A 16,136-nucleotide genomic window follows, 5' to 3' on the forward strand; every position below is an offset into this window, starting at 1 on the left:
GCCGACCGTCAATCCACCACGCGGCAGAACACGGCCTTGAGGTAACGCGATTCCTGCACGTGGGCCATGAACGGATGGTCCGGACCAGCGCCGGCCACCTTCAGGATCTGGATCGTGCGGCCGGAGAAATAGGCCGCACGGCGCAGCATGTCGAGGAACTGGTCCTCGGCCACCAGGCCGGTGCAGGAGAAGGTGGCGAACAGGCCGCCCGGCTTGACCACGCCCAGCGCCAGCTTGTTCATGTCCAGGTACTTCTTCAGCGCGGTGATGACCTGGTCGCGGTCGCGGGTCATCTTCGCCGGGTCCAGGATCACCACGTCGTACTGCTCGCCACGGTTGGCGGCGTCGCGCAGCCACGGGAAGATGTCGGACTGGATGAACTTCGGACGCACGTTGTTCAGGCGCGAATTGCCCTTGGCGATCTGGATCACGTCCTCGTCGATGTCGATGCCGATCACTTCCGAAGCACCACGCGCCGCCGCGTACACGGCAAAACCGCCGGTGTTGCAGCACAGGTCGAGCACGCTCTTGCCTTCCACCTGCTGGCTCAGCCACTCGCGGTTCTCGCGCTGGTCGGCGAAGAAACCGGTCTTGTGCGCACCGGCCGGGTCGGCGCGGAACTTGATGCCGTACTCGGTGATCACCGACGCTTCGGTGGTGGTGTTGCCGTGGAAGTCGAAGCTTTCCTGCTTCTGCACGTGCTCGTCGGCGAAGCTGTGGAAGCGGCAGCCGGGGAACTGCTCGCGCAGCGCATCGTAGATCCATTCGCGGTGGCGGAACATGCCGGCGGCGAAGAACTCGACCACCACGAGGTCGCCGTAGCGGTCCACCACCAGGCCGGACAGGCCGTCGCCTTCACTGTGCACGACGCGCCAGGCATCGGACACCGTATCGAGCTTCAGCACCTCACGGCGCAGCGACACTGCCTGGGCGATCTTGCGCGAGAACCAGCCGGCATCCACCGGTACGTTCTGGTCGGTTTCAAGGATGCGCACGGCAATGCGCGAGTGCCCGTTGTAGAACCCGCGGCCAATGAACTCGCCATCGATGCCGACCACGTCGACGATGGAACCGGGCTTGGGCCGGACGGTCGGCTTCTCGACCAGTTTCTGGAAGATCCACGGGTGGCTGGAGCGCCACGCATTCTTGAGGCGGACAATCGGAAGGGGGGTATTCATCCACCCATTGTAAACCGGGCGCCGGGGTCGGATCCCCGCAGGGGCTCTGACCCCGGCAAACCGGCATTTGACGGCGGCGGGGCCAGACGGCAGAATCGGCGCCAGAAGGGGAGTAGCTCCCAGACGTTGTCGCCGTCATTTCGAGCCCGCAGGCTCCGGTGCAACGGTAGTTCCGGCCGACTGGAACTGCGAGCGAGACCTTCGCCGTACTGGCGAAGCTCTGTCCCTGGATCCCCTCCCGATCCTCCGTTGCAGATCCTCGCCGTCCGGCCTGGCATTCATCTTTCCAACGGACATTCCCAATGCAGACGATCGGTAACGTGTGGTTGTGGGGCGGCTTCGCAGCGGTGGTGGTCATCGCCCTGCTGGTCGACCTCGTGTTGATGCGCCATGGTGGACCGCACAAGGTCACCTTCAAGGAGGCCCTGTGGTGGTCCATCGGCTGGGTCGCGCTGGCCCTGCTGTTCAACGCCGGCCTCTGGTACTACCTGAATGAGACCGCCGGCCAGGTCGTGGCCAACAAGGTCGGCCTCGAGTTCCTGACCGGCTACCTGGTCGAGAAGGCGCTGGCGGTCGACAACATCTTTGTCTTCCTGATGATCATGAGCTACTTCGCGGTGCCGGAAGAGCAGCGCCAGAAGGTGCTGATCATCGGCATCCTGGGTGCGATCGTGCTGCGTACGATCATGATCTTCGCCGGTAGCGTGCTGATCAGCCAGTTCCATTGGCTGCTCTACGTGTTCGGCGCCTTCCTGCTGTTCACCGGCTGGAAGATGTGGTTCGCCGCCGGCCAGGAGCCGGACCTGGAGACCAATCCGGCCCTGCGCTGGATGCGCAAGCACCTGCGCCTGCTGCCGGACTACGCCGGCAACGCGCTGAGCGTGAAGCGTGATGGCGTGCGCTGGTTCACCCCGCTGTTCGCGGTGCTGATCCTGATTGCGGTCACCGACGTGATCTTCGCCGTGGACAGCATCCCGGCAATCTTCGCGATCACCACCGACCCGTTCATCGTGCTCACCTCCAACGTGTTCGCGGTGCTGGGCCTGCGCGCGATGTTCTTCCTGCTGGCCGGCATGGCCGACCGCTTCCACCTGCTGCCGTACGGCCTGGCGCTGGTACTGGGCTTCATCGGCATCAAGATGATGATCATCGATCTGTTCAAGATCCCGACCCCGGTCTCGCTGGGCGTGGTCGCGGTGATCATCGCCGCCACCGTGGTGCTGAGCCTGAAGTACCCGCCGAAGGAAGGCGAAGGCCAGGCCTGAGCCTGACCCGTTGAACGGTGCGGCCGGTGGGATTGTCCCGCCGGCCGCCTCCACTCTCCCGTTACGGTGGCCTTGGTTTCGCGCCAGTCACCGCCATTGCTGAGGTATGGACAACAACGCGCCCCTGCCCGCCGACGACGTGCCGGCCCCCCGCAATGATCGCTCGCGCATCCTGCGGGCGTTCAATGTCAGCCTGGCCGCCGTGCTGGTGCTGGTGGCCGTGTTCGCCCTGCAGGGCACGTTCGACTGGCGACCGTGGGCGGTCGCACCGCTGGAAGCCAAGGGCCTGCTCGGCCTGATCGGCGGCCCGATGCTGCATGCCTCGGTCGAGCACATCGCCGCCAACAGCATCGCGATCCTGATCCTCGGCACCCTCGCCGGCAGCGTGTATCCGAAGGCCACCGTACGTGCGCTGCCCCTGCTGTGGCTGGGTTCGGGCCTCGGCGCATGGATGCTGGGCAATCCGGGCAGCGTGCACCTGGGTGCCAGTGGCGTGACCCACGGCCTGATGTTCCTGCTGGCCAGCCTCGGCCTGCTGCGCCGCGACCGTGCGGCGATCGCCACCGGTCTGATCGGCATGCTGTTCTACGGCGGCATGCTGATGACCATCCTGCCGCACGCCGATGGTGTGTCCTGGCAGTCGCACATGGGCGGCGCCTTCGCCGGCATCATCGCCGCGCTGCTGTTCCGCAACGCCGACCCACTGCCGCCGCGCCAGCGCTACAGCTGGGAAGACGAAGAAGACGAGGCTGAGCCGCTGTCCGACGACGAACTGGAGCCGCCGTCACCGCAGCGCGTGCCGGTACTGTGGCAGCCGCGCGAGGGCCAGGACTACGTGGTGATCCCGTTCCGCCGCCCGGACGAACCGCGCGGTTGAGGTGAGGGTGGTACCGGCCGCTGGCCGGCAACCTCATGAACCTTCGTTGGCAGTCCTTGCGTTGCCGGCCAGCGGCCGGCACTACCAGGAGAATCAGTTCCCTGCCGCGCCCATCCCATCCACCGCCTGCCGGCCGAGCGCCGGGTCATCGGTGAAGAACGCATCGATGCCCGTCGCCAGGTAAGCCCGCATCTCGGCAATCGATCCCTCGGCATTGCGCGCGCTGTCGGCACCCTTGCGCAGGTTGCTGGGCTGGAAGTGGTTTTCCGGGCGGAAGGTGTACGGAATCACCATCAGGCCAGCGGCGTGCGCGTCACGTACCAGCGAGGTCGGCGTGCCCAGCGCCCCCTTGGCATCCAGTGGAATGATCGAACGCAGCTCGGGGCCGATACCATCGGCGTAGCCGGCAATGTCCTTCAGGCCGGCCGGGGTCATCATCTGCGCATAGGTCAGCGCGCCGCCGGCCTTGACGATGTCAGCCGGCTGGGTATCGCCCTTCCACAGCAGCTGCAGCAGCCGGATGTTGCTGCCCCGGCCGATCCTGCCGCGCAGGTAGCGCAGGTTGGCGGTCTCGAACGACTGGATCGTGACCGGCCCGACATTGGTGTACGCGTTGCCACGCAGTGCGGCCAGCAGCTTGTCTTCCATCGGCAGGCCGATGGACTGGAAGTAGGTCGGGTGCTTGATCTCCGGCACCAGGCCGATGCCGCGGTTGGCACGCCCGGCCTGCTGCACCAGGAAGGCCAGGATCTCGTCCAGGCTGGCGATGCGGAACTGCCCGTCGTAGGCGGTGCTGCGCAGTTCCGGCAGGCGCTCGCGCGCATAGAGGGTCTTCAGCTCGGCCAGGGTGAAGTCTTCGGTGAACCAGCCGTCGACCTTCTGACCATCGATCACCTTGCTGGTGCGGCGGCTGGCGAACTCTGGATGCGAAGCGACGTCGGTGGTGCCGCCGATCTCGTTCTCGTGGCGGGCCACCATCACCCCGTCCCTGGTCATCACCAGGTCCGGTTCGATGTAGTCGGCGCCATCGGCGATCGCCTGCGCGTACGACGCCAGGGTGTGCTCGGGCAGCAGTGCGCTTGCCCCGCGATGGCCGTAGACCGACACCTTGGGTGCGGCCGGGGCGGAGGATTCAGCACTCATGGCCACCGATGGTGCCACGGCCAGCGACAACAGCAACGCACAACCCCACGACTTCACTGCGACTTCCCCCAAGCGGTATGTGATGGCTGTCAGTATGCGGCGGCAATATGACAGGTGGGGGAAGGGGGGGGGAGCGGATGCCGGCAGGGGCTCCGATCTGACCGCCGCCACTCTTCAAACAATTCTGATTGAAGCGCTGTAAGGCCCGCGACTAGCCTCGAATGACCAAAAGCGGGTTGTCAGGGGCAGATCATGGAACAACCGATGTACATGCCGATCCTCAAATGGCGACAGGGTGAGTATCTCGCGGTGGGTCGTACCAACGAAGGAATCAAGGATGGGATCTATCCTCTGTTCGAGATCCCTATCGAGCAGTGGGACTTCGAGAACGATGCGCCGGCCAAGTCACTCGATGACCACCTGAAGAATGTGGGCAGACGTCTGAGCAGTAACTGGAAGTCGCGCCGCTGCCTGTTTGATTCGCCCTATCTTGCTGGGGACGACACCATGGCGGACGGCCAGCATCATCTGGAGCGGATCTTCGACCTCATTCGCACCGCGGGATGCCAGGCCATTCCCGTTACCGGCATTGACCGGCACGTCGATTACCAACAGGCGGTGGCACGCATTGTCGCACGCGATGATCGTGGCTGCGGATTGCGGCTCGTACCGGATGATCTTGAAGGAGGACGCCTTGCTCGGATCTCCGGGCTGCTGAGACTGTTGGGAGTGGTATCTGGTCAGGTGGATCTGATCCTCGACAGCTCGGCCGACGTCGCCGACTCACCCACGCTGCAGGCATCGACTTGGCAGGCATGGATTGCGGCGGTTCCGGATCTGGCCGACTGGAGATCAATCACCATCGTAGGAGGCAGTTTTCCTGCCAGTCTGAGCCCCTCTTCGAGCTATCGCCCACATGGCGATGTGAATCGCCGGGAATGGCGCGCGTACACGCGGCTAGCCGGCATGCATTCTGGACGGATGCCGTGGTTTGGTGACTATGGCTGCGCTTCCCCGCAGACGGAACTGATGGATCCGCGCCTGTTCGACCCCAACGCCAAGATCAAGTACACGATCGATGATCAGTGGCGGATTGTTGTGGGTACCCAGATCAAGCGCAATGGCCGCGACCAGTACCGTGATCTGTGCAGGCACCTGGTCTCCGATCTGCCGGTGGTCTTCATGGGGCGCGGCTACAGCTGGGGCGATGCGTACATCGAAGACTGCGCAAACAGTGTCACCAGTACCGGGGGAAGCTCGACCTGGCCAACGGTGGCGACCAACCACCATATGACTAAGGTTGTTCGCGACCTCGCCAGTCTGACCGGCGCTTCAACTGTTCCCTGACCAGCGCACGGATTTCCGCAAGACTGTAGAGCTCCGACAGACGTTCACATAGCGCTGCGCGGTTGCCGCGCAGCGCTGATCTTTCCGGCGTCCGCCTGCCGATCAGAGCAGAAATTTCATCGCGCCAGAGCAGTGCTGCGACGGCCGTCGCGCTCACTGATGGATTGAGTTTTGCAGGCCGCACTAGTTCTAGCCTCACTGCGTTGCGCGCTCCACGTGATGCCAGCCTGATCCCCCACCAAGCAGGCAACGTCTCCAATGCATGGTCCAGGTGGCGCTGACCCACCACGATCGTCGCCTTGTCGAGGACATCGGAGTAGAACTGCTGCTGCAACGGGAGTCTCCGCAGCGTGTCGACATCACTCTTGATCTCGTAGCCGTGCAGGTGGCCATTGATGACACATACATCGACACGGCAGGCGCCGCGCGCAAGCCCCATTTCCTCCACCACAAGCGTGTTTGGATTTGCGACATGCTCAGCAATGACCTTGCCCAGCAGAGCTGATCGCACGTCACTGTCGGTAATCGGGTTCATGGCGGGATGATATCAAGGAGGTGTCGCGCACAGGTTTGAAACCCATTGCCGCCAGTCATGGGCAAGCTAGACGATCAGAGCGTCTTCGGGGATGTGACCCCGTGTTACTTGCCGATGCAGAAACTGGAGAAGATCCTTCCCAGCAGATCATCGGCACTCATCTGCCCGGTGATCTCGCCCAGTGCGTCATGGGCCAGCCGCAGTTCCTCGGCGGCCAGTTCCAGGTGCTCATTCGCCAGCTCGCCATCGGCGCGCTGCGCGTGTTCCTGCGCTCGCTCGATGGCATGCACATGGCGCGTGCGCGCGGAGAACTCGCCGTCCACCTGCTCCCCTGCCCCGCCCGAGGCAATCGAACGCAGGCGCGCATGCAGGTCGTCCAGCCCGGCGCCGGTGGCTGCCGAAACGAACACGCGGTCCGGGTCGTCCAGCGCCGGCAGCACACCGAGCAGGTCCGACTTGTTGTGGATGTAGATCTTGTGCGGCACCGCTGCCACGGCATCACCCAGCGCCGCCTGCCCGGCCGCCGGATCGCGCGCATCCAGCACGATCAGCGCCAGGTCGGTGCGCTCGATTTCCACGTGCGCGCGGCGCATGCCTTCGCGTTCGATGGCATCGCCGCCGTCGCGCAGGCCGGCGGTGTCGACCAGGGTCAGCTCCAGGCCATCCAGGCGGATGGTCTCGCGCAGCGTGTCGCGGGTGGTGCCGGCGATGTCGGTAACGATGGCGCGTTCGCTGCCGGCCAGGGCGTTCAGCAGTGAGCTCTTGCCGGCATTCGGCGGACCGATCAGCACGGCATGCAGGCCATCGCGCAGGCGGCGGCCACGTTCGGCGTCGCGGCGCAGCAGGGCGAGATCACTGCGCGCCTGTTCCAGGCCACGCCGCACCTGCGCGCCACCGAGGGTATCCAGCGGTTCGTCGGCGAAGTCGATGGCCGCTTCCACGTGGATGCGCAGCAGCACCAGTTGCTCGATCACGGCGTCGATGCGCCGCGAGAACACACCATCCAGCGAACGTCGCGCGGCGCGTGCGGCGCGGTTGTCGCCGGCCGCGATCAGGTCGGCGATGGCCTCGGCCTGGGCCAGGTCGAGCTTGCCGTTGAGGAACGCGCGTTCGCTGAACTCGCCCGGCCGCGCCTGGCGCGCACCGAGCGCGATGCAGCGCGCGACCAGTTGCTGCAGCAGGACCGGACTGCCGTGGCCCTGCAGTTCCACCACCTCTTCGCCGGTGAAGCTGTTCGGTGCCGGGAACCACAGCACGATGCCATCGTCGATGACCTCGCCATCGGCGTCGCGCAGGCGTGCGTAGTGCGCATGGCGCGGGCGCAGTTCAGGCGCACCCAACGCGTTGGCGATGGCCGCGGCGCGCGGACCGGACAGGCGCAGCAGGCCGACACCGCCAGCGCCCGGAGCGCTGGCAATGGCCACGATGGTGTCGGTGCGGATCGTGTCGTTCATGGTTCAGAGTTTCTCCAGCTGCGCGCGTGCCTGCGCGGCACCACTGCCCTGCGGCTGCAGCGCCAGGTAGGTCGTGTAGGCCCGCTTCGCCTTGGCCTTGTCGCCGGCGTTGAAGTAGGCATCGCCCAGGTTGAGATAGGCCACCGCACGCGACGGATCGATCTTCAGCGTGTTCTCCAGCCAGCGCGCCGCTTCGACGTAGCGCTGCTGGCGGTAGTAGACGAAGCCGAGGTTGTTGGCGGCCTGGGCGAAGTCCGGACGCAGCTTCAGTGCCTCGGTGAACTGGGCTACCGCTTCGTCGTACTGCTTCTCGCGGTACAGCTGCAGGCCGCGGTCGTTGGCCTGCTGCGCGCGCTGGCGGTCGGACGCCGGGCCGGCGGAGGGCACTACCAGCTTGGCCTTGCCGCCCTGCAGGTCAGCCACCGTCACCGGTGCCTGGCTGCCCTTGGCCTCGCTGGCGGCATCCACCTTGTTGTTCAGCGCGATCGCATCGGCGGTCAGCTGGCGCGTATCGGCATTGAGGAATTCCTGGCTGTCCGGCACCTGGAACACGAACTCGCCGCCCTGCGAACCCGGCAGGCTGCCGAAGGCCGGGGTCTGGTGCGAAACGGCTGAGACGGCCGGCGCCACGTAGGCGGCCAGCTCGGTACCGGTGATCAGGCCATCGCCGTTGAGATCGCCCTTGCCAGCCAGCGCCTGCAGCAGCACCCAGGTGAATACCGAGTGGCCATTCGGGCCGGCATCGGCCACCTGCTGGTCGGCACCACCGGCGGTCAGCATCTGCCGCGCGCTGCGACGCGCGTTCTCGCGCAGGAACGACGACGACGACGGGCCGCCACGGGTCAGGCCCAGGCCGCTGTAGCAGGCATCCATCACGAACATCACATGCTTGGCCTGCATGCTTTCTGCAATGTTCTGGATGTCGGTCATCGCAATCGCGTCGGTGGCGAATTCCTTCGGATCCGAATCGACCGGGATGATGTAGCCGAGGTCGCGCCCGGAGGCGAGCTGGCGGGTCGCGCCATGGCCAGCGAAGAATACGAACACGCGGTCGTTCTTCCCGGTGCGGTCATCGGCCAGGCGGTCGTGGAACGCGGCCAGGATGTTGTTGCGGGTGGCCTGCTCGTTCTTCAGCACGATCACCTGCGAGGACGGGAAGCCGAACTGCCCGGTGAGGGTATCGGCCACCGCCTGCGCGTCATGGCTGGCGTATTCCAGCTTCGGCCATTTGGCGTAGTTGTCGATGCCGACCACGATCGCCCACGACTTCTCGTAGCCGGTGGTGACGGTCGCGGCACCGGTATCGCCCTTGCGCACACGGGCGACAGTGAAGTCGCGGCCGTTCCAGCCGGCGAACTGGTAGCCATCGGCGATCAGCCGGTCGAGGATCTGCGGCAGTGCCTTCACTGCACGATCGTGGATATCGTGGAACAGGATGATGCCGCGCTGTTCCTTGTTCACCTGGTCCAGCACGCGCTGCACGATCGACTCTGGCACCGGGTCGGCCCAGTCCATCGAGTCGATGTTCCACATGATCGACTTCAGCCCGGCCTCGTTGAGCAGCTGCAGGCCTTCGGCATTGCGCGCACCATACGGGAAGCGGAACAGCGGCGCGCGCTTGCTGTCGACATCCTTCAGCAGCGTGTCGGTGTCCAGCACCTGCTGGCGCAGGGCGTCGCCGGTGGTGCGCGACAGCTGGGCGTGGGTCAGGCTGTGGTTGCCCACCGCATAGCCTTCTTCCATCAGGTTGCGGCTGATCTTCGCCATCGGGCCGAGGCTGACCTTGCCATCGGCCTCGACCTTGCCCAGGTTGCGGCCCACCTCGAAGAACACGCCCGGCACGTCGTAGCGCTTGAGGATGGCCACCACTTCATCGGTGTAGGCCTTGTGCGGGCCATCGTCGAAGGTCAGCACCACCGTCTTGGCCGGCAGGTCGCGGCCGAAGATCTCACGGTCGCTGTCCTTCATCGACATCGGATACGGCTCGATCACCCCGTAGTCGCGCAGGATCGCTTCACGGCTGTAGTCCTTGTGCAGGTGGGCGATGTAGTCGTCCCACTTCTCGCGCTTCAGTTCGATGGCGCGGGTGCGCTCGAAGCGGCTGAAGATTCGGGTCAGTTCCTGGTTGTAGTTGCGCTCGATCTCATCGAGCGCTTCCAGATCCTCACCGATGCGCTGGTGCAGCTTCACCGCCGGGAGCGAGGAATCGGTGCCGACCCGCTCATGCAGGTCACGCAGCACTTCACGGAAGGCCAGGCGATCGGCGTCGAACAGTTCGGGCGCAGACTCGATGTAGTCCAGCACCGTGCCGAGGGTGGCAAAGCGCTGCGGGCTGGAATCGCGCAGCAGGGTGTCGAACAGCGCGGCGATGGTCGTGCGCTGTTCCAGGCCATCATGGAACAGCTGCTGGCCCACACGCGTGGAGGTGCCGCGGTCGGCGGTCGACTGCTGCTCCTCGTCGGCCAGCAGCACGATGATCCGGCGGTAGCCATCGAGTTGCTTCTGCAGCGCGGCCATCAACGGCGCGGCGGCCGGATCGGCAGCGGCGGCGGCCTGCGCGCTGGGCTGGGTGACCGTGCTCGCCGGCACCTTCGCGTCCTTGTCGCCACAGCCCGCTACGGCCAGGGTCAACAGCAGCGAGGGCAGGAACAGGCGGAACGACGACGCACGCATGGCGGACTCGAAGATGGGAGGAACGGTATGCAGGCGATTCTAACGCCGCATGCGAAAAGCCCGCCTTGCGGCGGGCTTCTACTGGGGTCGGCCGGCCAGTGGCCGGCTCTGCCGATTACTTCTTCTTGACCGGGGCCGGAGCGGTGGTGGCCGGGACCGGCTCGCCGCCATGGCGCTTGGTCATCCACCACTGCTGCAGCAGGCCCAGGCCGCCGTTGACCACCCAGTACAGGACCAGGCCGGACGGCATGAAGGCCATCATGACGCCGAACACCAGCGGCATGAACTGCATCATCTTCTGCTGCATCGGGTCCATGCCCGGTGCCGGGGTCAGCTTCTGGGTGAACCACATCACCGCCACGTTGATCACCGGCAGGATGAAGTACGGGTCGCGTGCAGTGAGGTCCTGGATCCAGCCGAACCAGGGCGCCTGGCGCAGTTCGACCGATTCCACCAGCACCCAGTACAGAGCGAAGAAGATCGGCATCTGGATGAGGATCGGCAGGCAGCCGCCCATCGGATTGATCTTTTCCTTCTTGTACAGCTCCATCATCGCGGTCTGGAACTTCTGGCGGTCATCGCCATAGCGTTCCTTCAGCTGCGCGATGCGCGGCTGGAAGCGACGCATCTTGGCACCGCTCTTGTACTGGGTCGCCGACAGCGGGTACAGCACCAGCTTCAGCAGCACCACCAGGCCGACGATCGCCCAGCCCCAGTTGCCGACCAGCTTGTGCACCTGGTTCAGCACCCAGAACAGGCCCTGGCCGATCACCGCCATCATCGAGAAGCGGCTGTAGTCGACCACGCGGTCCAGGCCCGGCACGTCTTCCTTGGCAATCAGGTTGACCAGCTTCGGGCCGACCCACAGGCGGGCTTCGGTGCTGGTGGACTGGCCCGGGGCCACGGTGAAGGCCGGGCCACGCGCTTCGATCAGGTCACGACCGGCCACCTGCGACAGTACGTAGTGTGCGGTCTGGTCCTTCTGCGGGATCCAGGCGGTGAAGAAGTGGTGCTGCAGCATCGCCAGCCAGCCGCCGGTGATGTTCTGGTTGAGCGTGCCGTCTTCCAGGTAGTCCTTGAACGCACGACGCTGGTACTTCTTGTCGTTGTCGTACCAGGTGGCACCGTTGAAGCTGAAGGAGTCCGGGTTGGTCATGCTCCGCGACAGGATGGTCGGGGTGCGGTCCAGGGTGCGGTAGACGTAGCCGTTCCACGGCGCGGCGCCGGCATTGCTGACTTCGTCCTTGAAGCGCACGGCATACTCGTTGCGCGAGACGGTCAGGGTGCGCTTGATGGTCACGCCGTTGTCGGCGGTCCACACGAACGGGATCTGCAGCTCGTTCTGGCCCTTGGCCAGCACGAAGTCCTTGGTGTCACCGACCAGCTTGAAGCCGTCGGCGCCGGGAACCGGGGTGTTCTTGTCTTCGCTGGCCCAGCCACTGATCGCGCTGTACGGATGCGCGGGGTCTTCGGTCAGCAGGCGAACCGGCGGGCTGCCTTCGTCCTTGGTCTGCGGGAACTGCAGCAGCTCGGCGTCGAGCACGCGGCCACCATCAAGCACCAGGCGCAGCACGTCGGTGGTGACGGTCACGCGCTGGCTGGCCGGGGTGGCACTGGCCTGCGCCTGCACAGCGGCCTGGCCCGGGGCGCCCGGGACCTGTGCACTGGGAATGCTGCCCGAGGCAGCGCCCGGAACACTCTGTGCGGCAGCCGGGGCCGACGTGGTCGTCGGTGGCGGGGTCGGAGCAGCCTTTTCACGGCTCCACTCCATCCACAGCAGCACGGCCACCATCAGCCAGGCAAAAATGAGGAATACGCGGGTCTGGTTCATCAGCGGACAGGCTCGGCGGGGCCGGGACGCGATGCCGGCTCGGTCAAAGAAGGAGTTGCGATGCCATCAGGCGGCGGCATTGTGCCGTCCACGCCCGGCGCGGGCAATGCACGCAGGCGACGCAGCAGGCGCAGGAAGGCCTGGCGGATCTCGTCGTTGCTGGCGGAACGCGCAGCACTACGGGCCACGACGACGAAGTCGCCTGGCTGGATATCGGTACGTGTCTGACGCAGGATGTCGCGCAGGACGCGCTTGATCCGGTTACGCCCAACGGCGTTCGGATCGACCTTGCGGGAAACCGCCAGACCCAGCCTGGCCGGCCGGTCAGCCGGCAGCCAGTGCAGGGTCATCAGCGGATCGGACACACGGCGGGCGCCGTTGAAGACCGTTGAGTATTCGGCACGCGTGCGAACCCGCGCAGAGCGAGGGAATCGCTTGCGCGGGTCTGCAGTATTCACTGTCGAAGGGATTGCGTCTGCCGCAGGGTGCGGCATGGCAATCAGGCGCTCAGGACTTTGCGGCCCTTGGCGCGGCGACGCGACAGGATCTTGCGGCCGTCAGCGGTCTTCATACGGGCACGGAAGCCGTGGTCGCGCTTACGCTTGAGGTTGCTGGGCTGGTAGGTGCGCTTCGTGGCCATTGGGGGCCTCTCGTATGAATGGGACGGAAAGAACCGGAAATTCTAGAGAGGTCTCCCCCCTCACGTCAACCCCTGAGGACTACGCGAATTCACCGGGCTGTGCAATAGCTGTGGATGTTTTTGTGAATAAGTAGGGGACAAGCATTCCGAAGGCGGGCGCTCGGTGGTAGTCTGAGCCATCCATTTCCCCCCTTTCCGGCCTGTGTTTGGGCGCCTTGTCGCGTCCATGCCCCGGCCACCGGACGATTATTGCTGATGGATGCCTGGTCCCGTAGTCTCGAGCGCCTCGAAGCGGAGTTCCCGCCGGAAGACGTTCATACCTGGTTGAAGCCGCTGCAGGCCGATCTGCGCGTGGACAGCCTGGTGCTGTATGCACCGAATGCCTTCATCGTCGACCAGGTCCGCGAGCTGTACCTGGCCCGGATCCGCGAACTGCTGGCTCACTTCGCCGGTTTCAGCGACGTTTTTCTTGAAATCGGCTCGCGCCCGCGCCCCGTGGAGGCGCAGAACGCGCCGGTTTCCACGTCGTCGGCGCCTGTGTCCAGCGAACCGCAGGTGCCGTTTGCCGGCAATCTGGACAATCACTACACCTTCGCCAACTTCGTCGAAGGGCGCAGCAACCAGCTGGGCCTGGCCGCTGCCTTCCAGGCAGCGCAGAAGCCGGGCGACCGGGCCCACAACCCGCTGCTGCTGTACGGAGGCACCGGCCTGGGCAAGACCCACCTGATGTTCGCCGCCGGCAACGCGATGCGCCAGGCCAATCCAGGCGCGAAGGTGCTGTACCTGCGTTCGGAACAGTTCTTCAGCGCCATGATCCGGGCCCTGCAGGAAAAGACCATGGATCAGTTCAAGCGCCAGTTCCAGCAGGTGGACGCGCTGTTGATCGATGACATCCAGTTCTTCGCCGGCAAGGACCGCACGCAGGAAGAGTTCTTCCACACCTTCAACGCGTTGTTCGATGGCAAGCAGCAGATCATCCTGACCTGTGACCGCTATCCGCGCGAGGTCGAAGGCCTGGAAGCGCGCCTGAAGTCGCGGCTTGCCTGGGGCCTGTCGGTCGCGATCGAACCGCCGGACTTCGAGACCCGCGCCGCGATCGTGCTGGCCAAGGCGCGCGAACGCGGTGCCGAGATTCCCGATGATGTTGCGTTCCTGATCGCCAAGAAGATGCGCTCCAACGTGCGCGACCTCGAGGGCGCGCTCAATACCCTGACCGCCCGCGCCAACTTCACCGGCCGCGCGATCACCACCGAATTCGCCCAGGAAACCCTGCGCGACCTGCTGCGCGCCCAGCAACAGGCGATCAGCATTCCCAACATCCAGAAAACCGTTGCCGACTACTACGGCCTGCAGATCAAGGATCTGCTGTCGAAGCGTCGGACCCGCTCGCTCGCTCGCCCCCGTCAGGTCGCCATGGCCCTGACCAAGGAACTGACCGAGCACAGCCTGCCCGAGATCGGCGACGCCTTTGCCGGTCGCGATCACACCACGGTGCTGCATGCCTGCCGCCAGATCCGGACCCTGATGGAAACCGACGGCAAGCTCCGCGAAGACTGGGACAAGCTGATCCGGAAGCTGAGCGAATGATGCACGGATGCCGATGAGGCGTCATCGCACAAAACGGTGCAGAATCCGGTAGCAAGCGCGGGACACGTTGTGGATAAAAATGGCGTCTGAAATCCCGTCGAATTTATCCACAGCTTTCCCCACCCCTTTGGGGTCGGTAATACAGAGGGTTTCGATGTCTGAAACTCCTTAATTTACAAAGACTTAGCATTGTTTTCCAGCGATTCTGTCTCTACCAGCACCACCAAGCTTTTGATTTATTCCACATTTTTTAAAGCATAGGGGCACGGAACCACATGCGTTTCACACTGCAGCGCGAAGCCTTTCTCAAGCCGTTGGCACAGGTCGTCAACGTGGTCGAACGCCGCCAGACCCTTCCGGTTCTGGCCAATTTCCTGGTCCAGGTGCAGAACGGCCAGCTGTCGCTGACCGGTACCGACCTGGAAGTGGAGATGGTGTCGCGGATCGCGGTTGAAGATGCCCAGGACGGTGAAACCACCATTCCCGCCCGCAAGCTGTTCGAGATCATCCGCGCCCTGCCCGATGGCAGCCGGATCACCGTCTCGCAGACCGGAGACAAGATCACCGTGCAGGCCGGTCGTAGCCGCTTCACCTTGGCAACCCTGCCCTCCAATGACTTCCCGTCGGTTGACGAAGTGGAAGCCACTGAGCGAGTGGCCATCGGCGAAGCGACCCTGAAGGAGCTCATCGAGCGCACCGCGTTCGCGATGGCGCAGCAGGACGTGCGGTATTACCTCAATGGCCTGCTGTTCGATCTGCGCGGTGACGCCCTGCGTACCGTTGCCACCGACGGCCACCGCCTGGCGCTGTGTGAAACCGACCTGGCCAAGCCTAGCGGTTCCAAGCGCCAGATCATCGTGCCGCGCAAGGGCGTGACCGAGCTGCAGCGCCTGCTGGAAAGCGGTGATCGCGAGATCGAGCTGGAAGTCGGCCGCAGCCACGTCCGCGTCAAGCGCGACGATGTCACCTTCACCTCCAAGCTGATCGACGGCCGCTTCCCGGATTACGAAGCGGTGATTCCGATCGGTGCCGACCGTGAAGTGAAGGTTGATCGTGAAGCGCTGCGCGCCTCGCTGCAGCGCGCTGCGATCCTGTCCAACGAGAAGTACCGCGGCATCCGCGTGGAAGTGTCGCCGGGCAACCTGAAGATCAGCGCGCACAACCCGGAGCAGGAGGAAGCCCAGGAAGAGATCGAAGCCGATACCACGGTCAGCGATCTCGCCATCGGCTTCAACGTGAACTACCTGCTGGATGCCCTCTCCGCCCTGCGCGATGAGGAAGTCATCATCCAGCTGCGCGACTCCAACTCCTCGGCGCTGGTGCGTGAGTCCAGCAGCGAGAAGTCGCGCCACGTGGTCATGCCGCTGCGTCTCTGACATCAGCCCGGTTCCACGTGGAACATAACGACGCCCGGGAAGCTCCCGGGCGTTTTTTTTTTGCACGTTCCACGTGGATCATCGGTCCGACCCTTTCCAGCGTGTATTTCGGACGGAACGCATCTTGCTTGATGGACCCGGCTGCGTGCGCTTTGCTTCCCAGGCCCAACTGCCGACGGGACGTTGAGTCGATGCCAGGGACTGCTTCCGAATCAAGTTTGATCGGGGCC

13 protein-coding genes are annotated in these 16,136 nt (G+C 64.7%); 5 read left to right on the forward strand and 8 right to left on the reverse strand.

From position 1 onward, the window contains the following. Window positions 1-8 precede the first annotated feature (8 nt). Window positions 9-1,178, reverse strand: a complete 1,170-nt coding sequence (locus ACUDTM_RS12595; protein WP_072168763.1) for a class I SAM-dependent rRNA methyltransferase — start codon at window positions 1,176-1,178, stop codon at window positions 9-11. Window positions 1,179-1,480: 302 nt separating this feature from the next. Between ACUDTM_RS12595 and ACUDTM_RS12600 the strand changes: the two genes are divergently transcribed. Further along, window positions 1,481-2,443, forward strand: a complete 963-nt coding sequence (locus ACUDTM_RS12600; protein ID WP_010487446.1) for a TerC family protein — start codon at window positions 1,481-1,483, stop codon at window positions 2,441-2,443. A 106-nt stretch (window positions 2,444-2,549) separates the two neighbouring features. After that, window positions 2,550-3,320: a rhomboid family intramembrane serine protease gene (locus ACUDTM_RS12605; protein WP_065179045.1), complete on the forward strand. Its 771-nt coding sequence runs from the start codon at window positions 2,550-2,552 to the stop codon at window positions 3,318-3,320. A 93-nt stretch (window positions 3,321-3,413) separates the two neighbouring features. On the opposite strand, the gene ACUDTM_RS12610 is transcribed toward ACUDTM_RS12605, so the two are convergent. Continuing rightward, window positions 3,414-4,520, reverse strand: coding sequence for a glycerophosphodiester phosphodiesterase (locus ACUDTM_RS12610; protein ID WP_445391346.1), 1,107 nt, complete (start codon window positions 4,518-4,520; stop codon window positions 3,414-3,416). 207 nt (window positions 4,521-4,727) lie between these two features. Here ACUDTM_RS12610 and ACUDTM_RS12615 point away from each other — a divergent pair, with 207 nt between their 5' ends. Then, window positions 4,728-5,810: a beta family protein gene (locus tag ACUDTM_RS12615; protein WP_072168765.1), complete on the forward strand. Its 1,083-nt coding sequence runs from the start codon at window positions 4,728-4,730 to the stop codon at window positions 5,808-5,810. On the opposite strand, the gene ACUDTM_RS12620 is transcribed toward ACUDTM_RS12615, so the two are convergent. The 6 genes from ACUDTM_RS12620 to rpmH form a co-directional block, all read right to left on the reverse strand. Then, window positions 5,758-6,345 carry a sce7726 family protein gene (locus ACUDTM_RS12620; RefSeq protein ID WP_072168766.1) on the reverse strand — a complete coding sequence of 196 codons (588 nt, stop codon included), beginning with the start codon at window positions 6,343-6,345 and terminating at the stop codon, window positions 5,758-5,760. The genes ACUDTM_RS12615 and ACUDTM_RS12620 overlap by 53 nt on opposite strands. Window positions 6,346-6,449: 104 nt before the next feature. After that, window positions 6,450-7,799: a tRNA uridine-5-carboxymethylaminomethyl(34) synthesis GTPase MnmE gene (gene mnmE, locus ACUDTM_RS12625; RefSeq protein ID WP_072168767.1), complete on the reverse strand. Its 1,350-nt coding sequence runs from the start codon at window positions 7,797-7,799 to the stop codon at window positions 6,450-6,452. A 3-nt stretch (window positions 7,800-7,802) separates the two neighbouring features. Further along, entirely contained in the window at window positions 7,803-10,472 is a 2,670-nt protein-coding gene (locus ACUDTM_RS12630) for a polysaccharide deacetylase family protein (RefSeq protein ID WP_072168768.1), read from the reverse strand. A 115-nt stretch (window positions 10,473-10,587) separates the two neighbouring features. After that, window positions 10,588-12,303 carry a membrane protein insertase YidC gene (yidC, locus tag ACUDTM_RS12635; RefSeq protein ID WP_072168769.1) on the reverse strand — a complete coding sequence of 572 codons (1,716 nt, stop codon included), beginning with the start codon at window positions 12,301-12,303 and terminating at the stop codon, window positions 10,588-10,590. Continuing rightward, window positions 12,303-12,797: a ribonuclease P protein component gene (gene rnpA, locus ACUDTM_RS12640; protein WP_072168770.1), complete on the reverse strand. Its 495-nt coding sequence runs from the start codon at window positions 12,795-12,797 to the stop codon at window positions 12,303-12,305. The genes yidC and rnpA overlap by 1 nt, the downstream gene beginning before the upstream one ends. Before the next feature lie 5 nt (window positions 12,798-12,802). Continuing rightward, entirely contained in the window at window positions 12,803-12,943 is a 141-nt protein-coding gene (rpmH, locus tag ACUDTM_RS12645) for a 50S ribosomal protein L34 (RefSeq protein WP_005411729.1), read from the reverse strand. Between the two features lie 255 nt (window positions 12,944-13,198). Between rpmH and dnaA the strand changes: the two genes are divergently transcribed. Continuing rightward, window positions 13,199-14,530 (forward strand): chromosomal replication initiator protein DnaA, encoded by a 1,332-nt coding sequence (gene dnaA, locus ACUDTM_RS12650; protein ID WP_049417185.1) that lies wholly within the window; start codon window positions 13,199-13,201, stop codon window positions 14,528-14,530. Between the two features lie 275 nt (window positions 14,531-14,805). Beyond that, entirely contained in the window at window positions 14,806-15,906 is a 1,101-nt protein-coding gene (dnaN, locus tag ACUDTM_RS12655; protein ID WP_005411731.1) for a DNA polymerase III subunit beta, read from the forward strand. The last annotated feature ends 230 nt before the right edge of the window (window positions 15,907-16,136 follow it).

This window comes from Stenotrophomonas maltophilia group sp. vghtpe118, assembly GCF_052605195.1.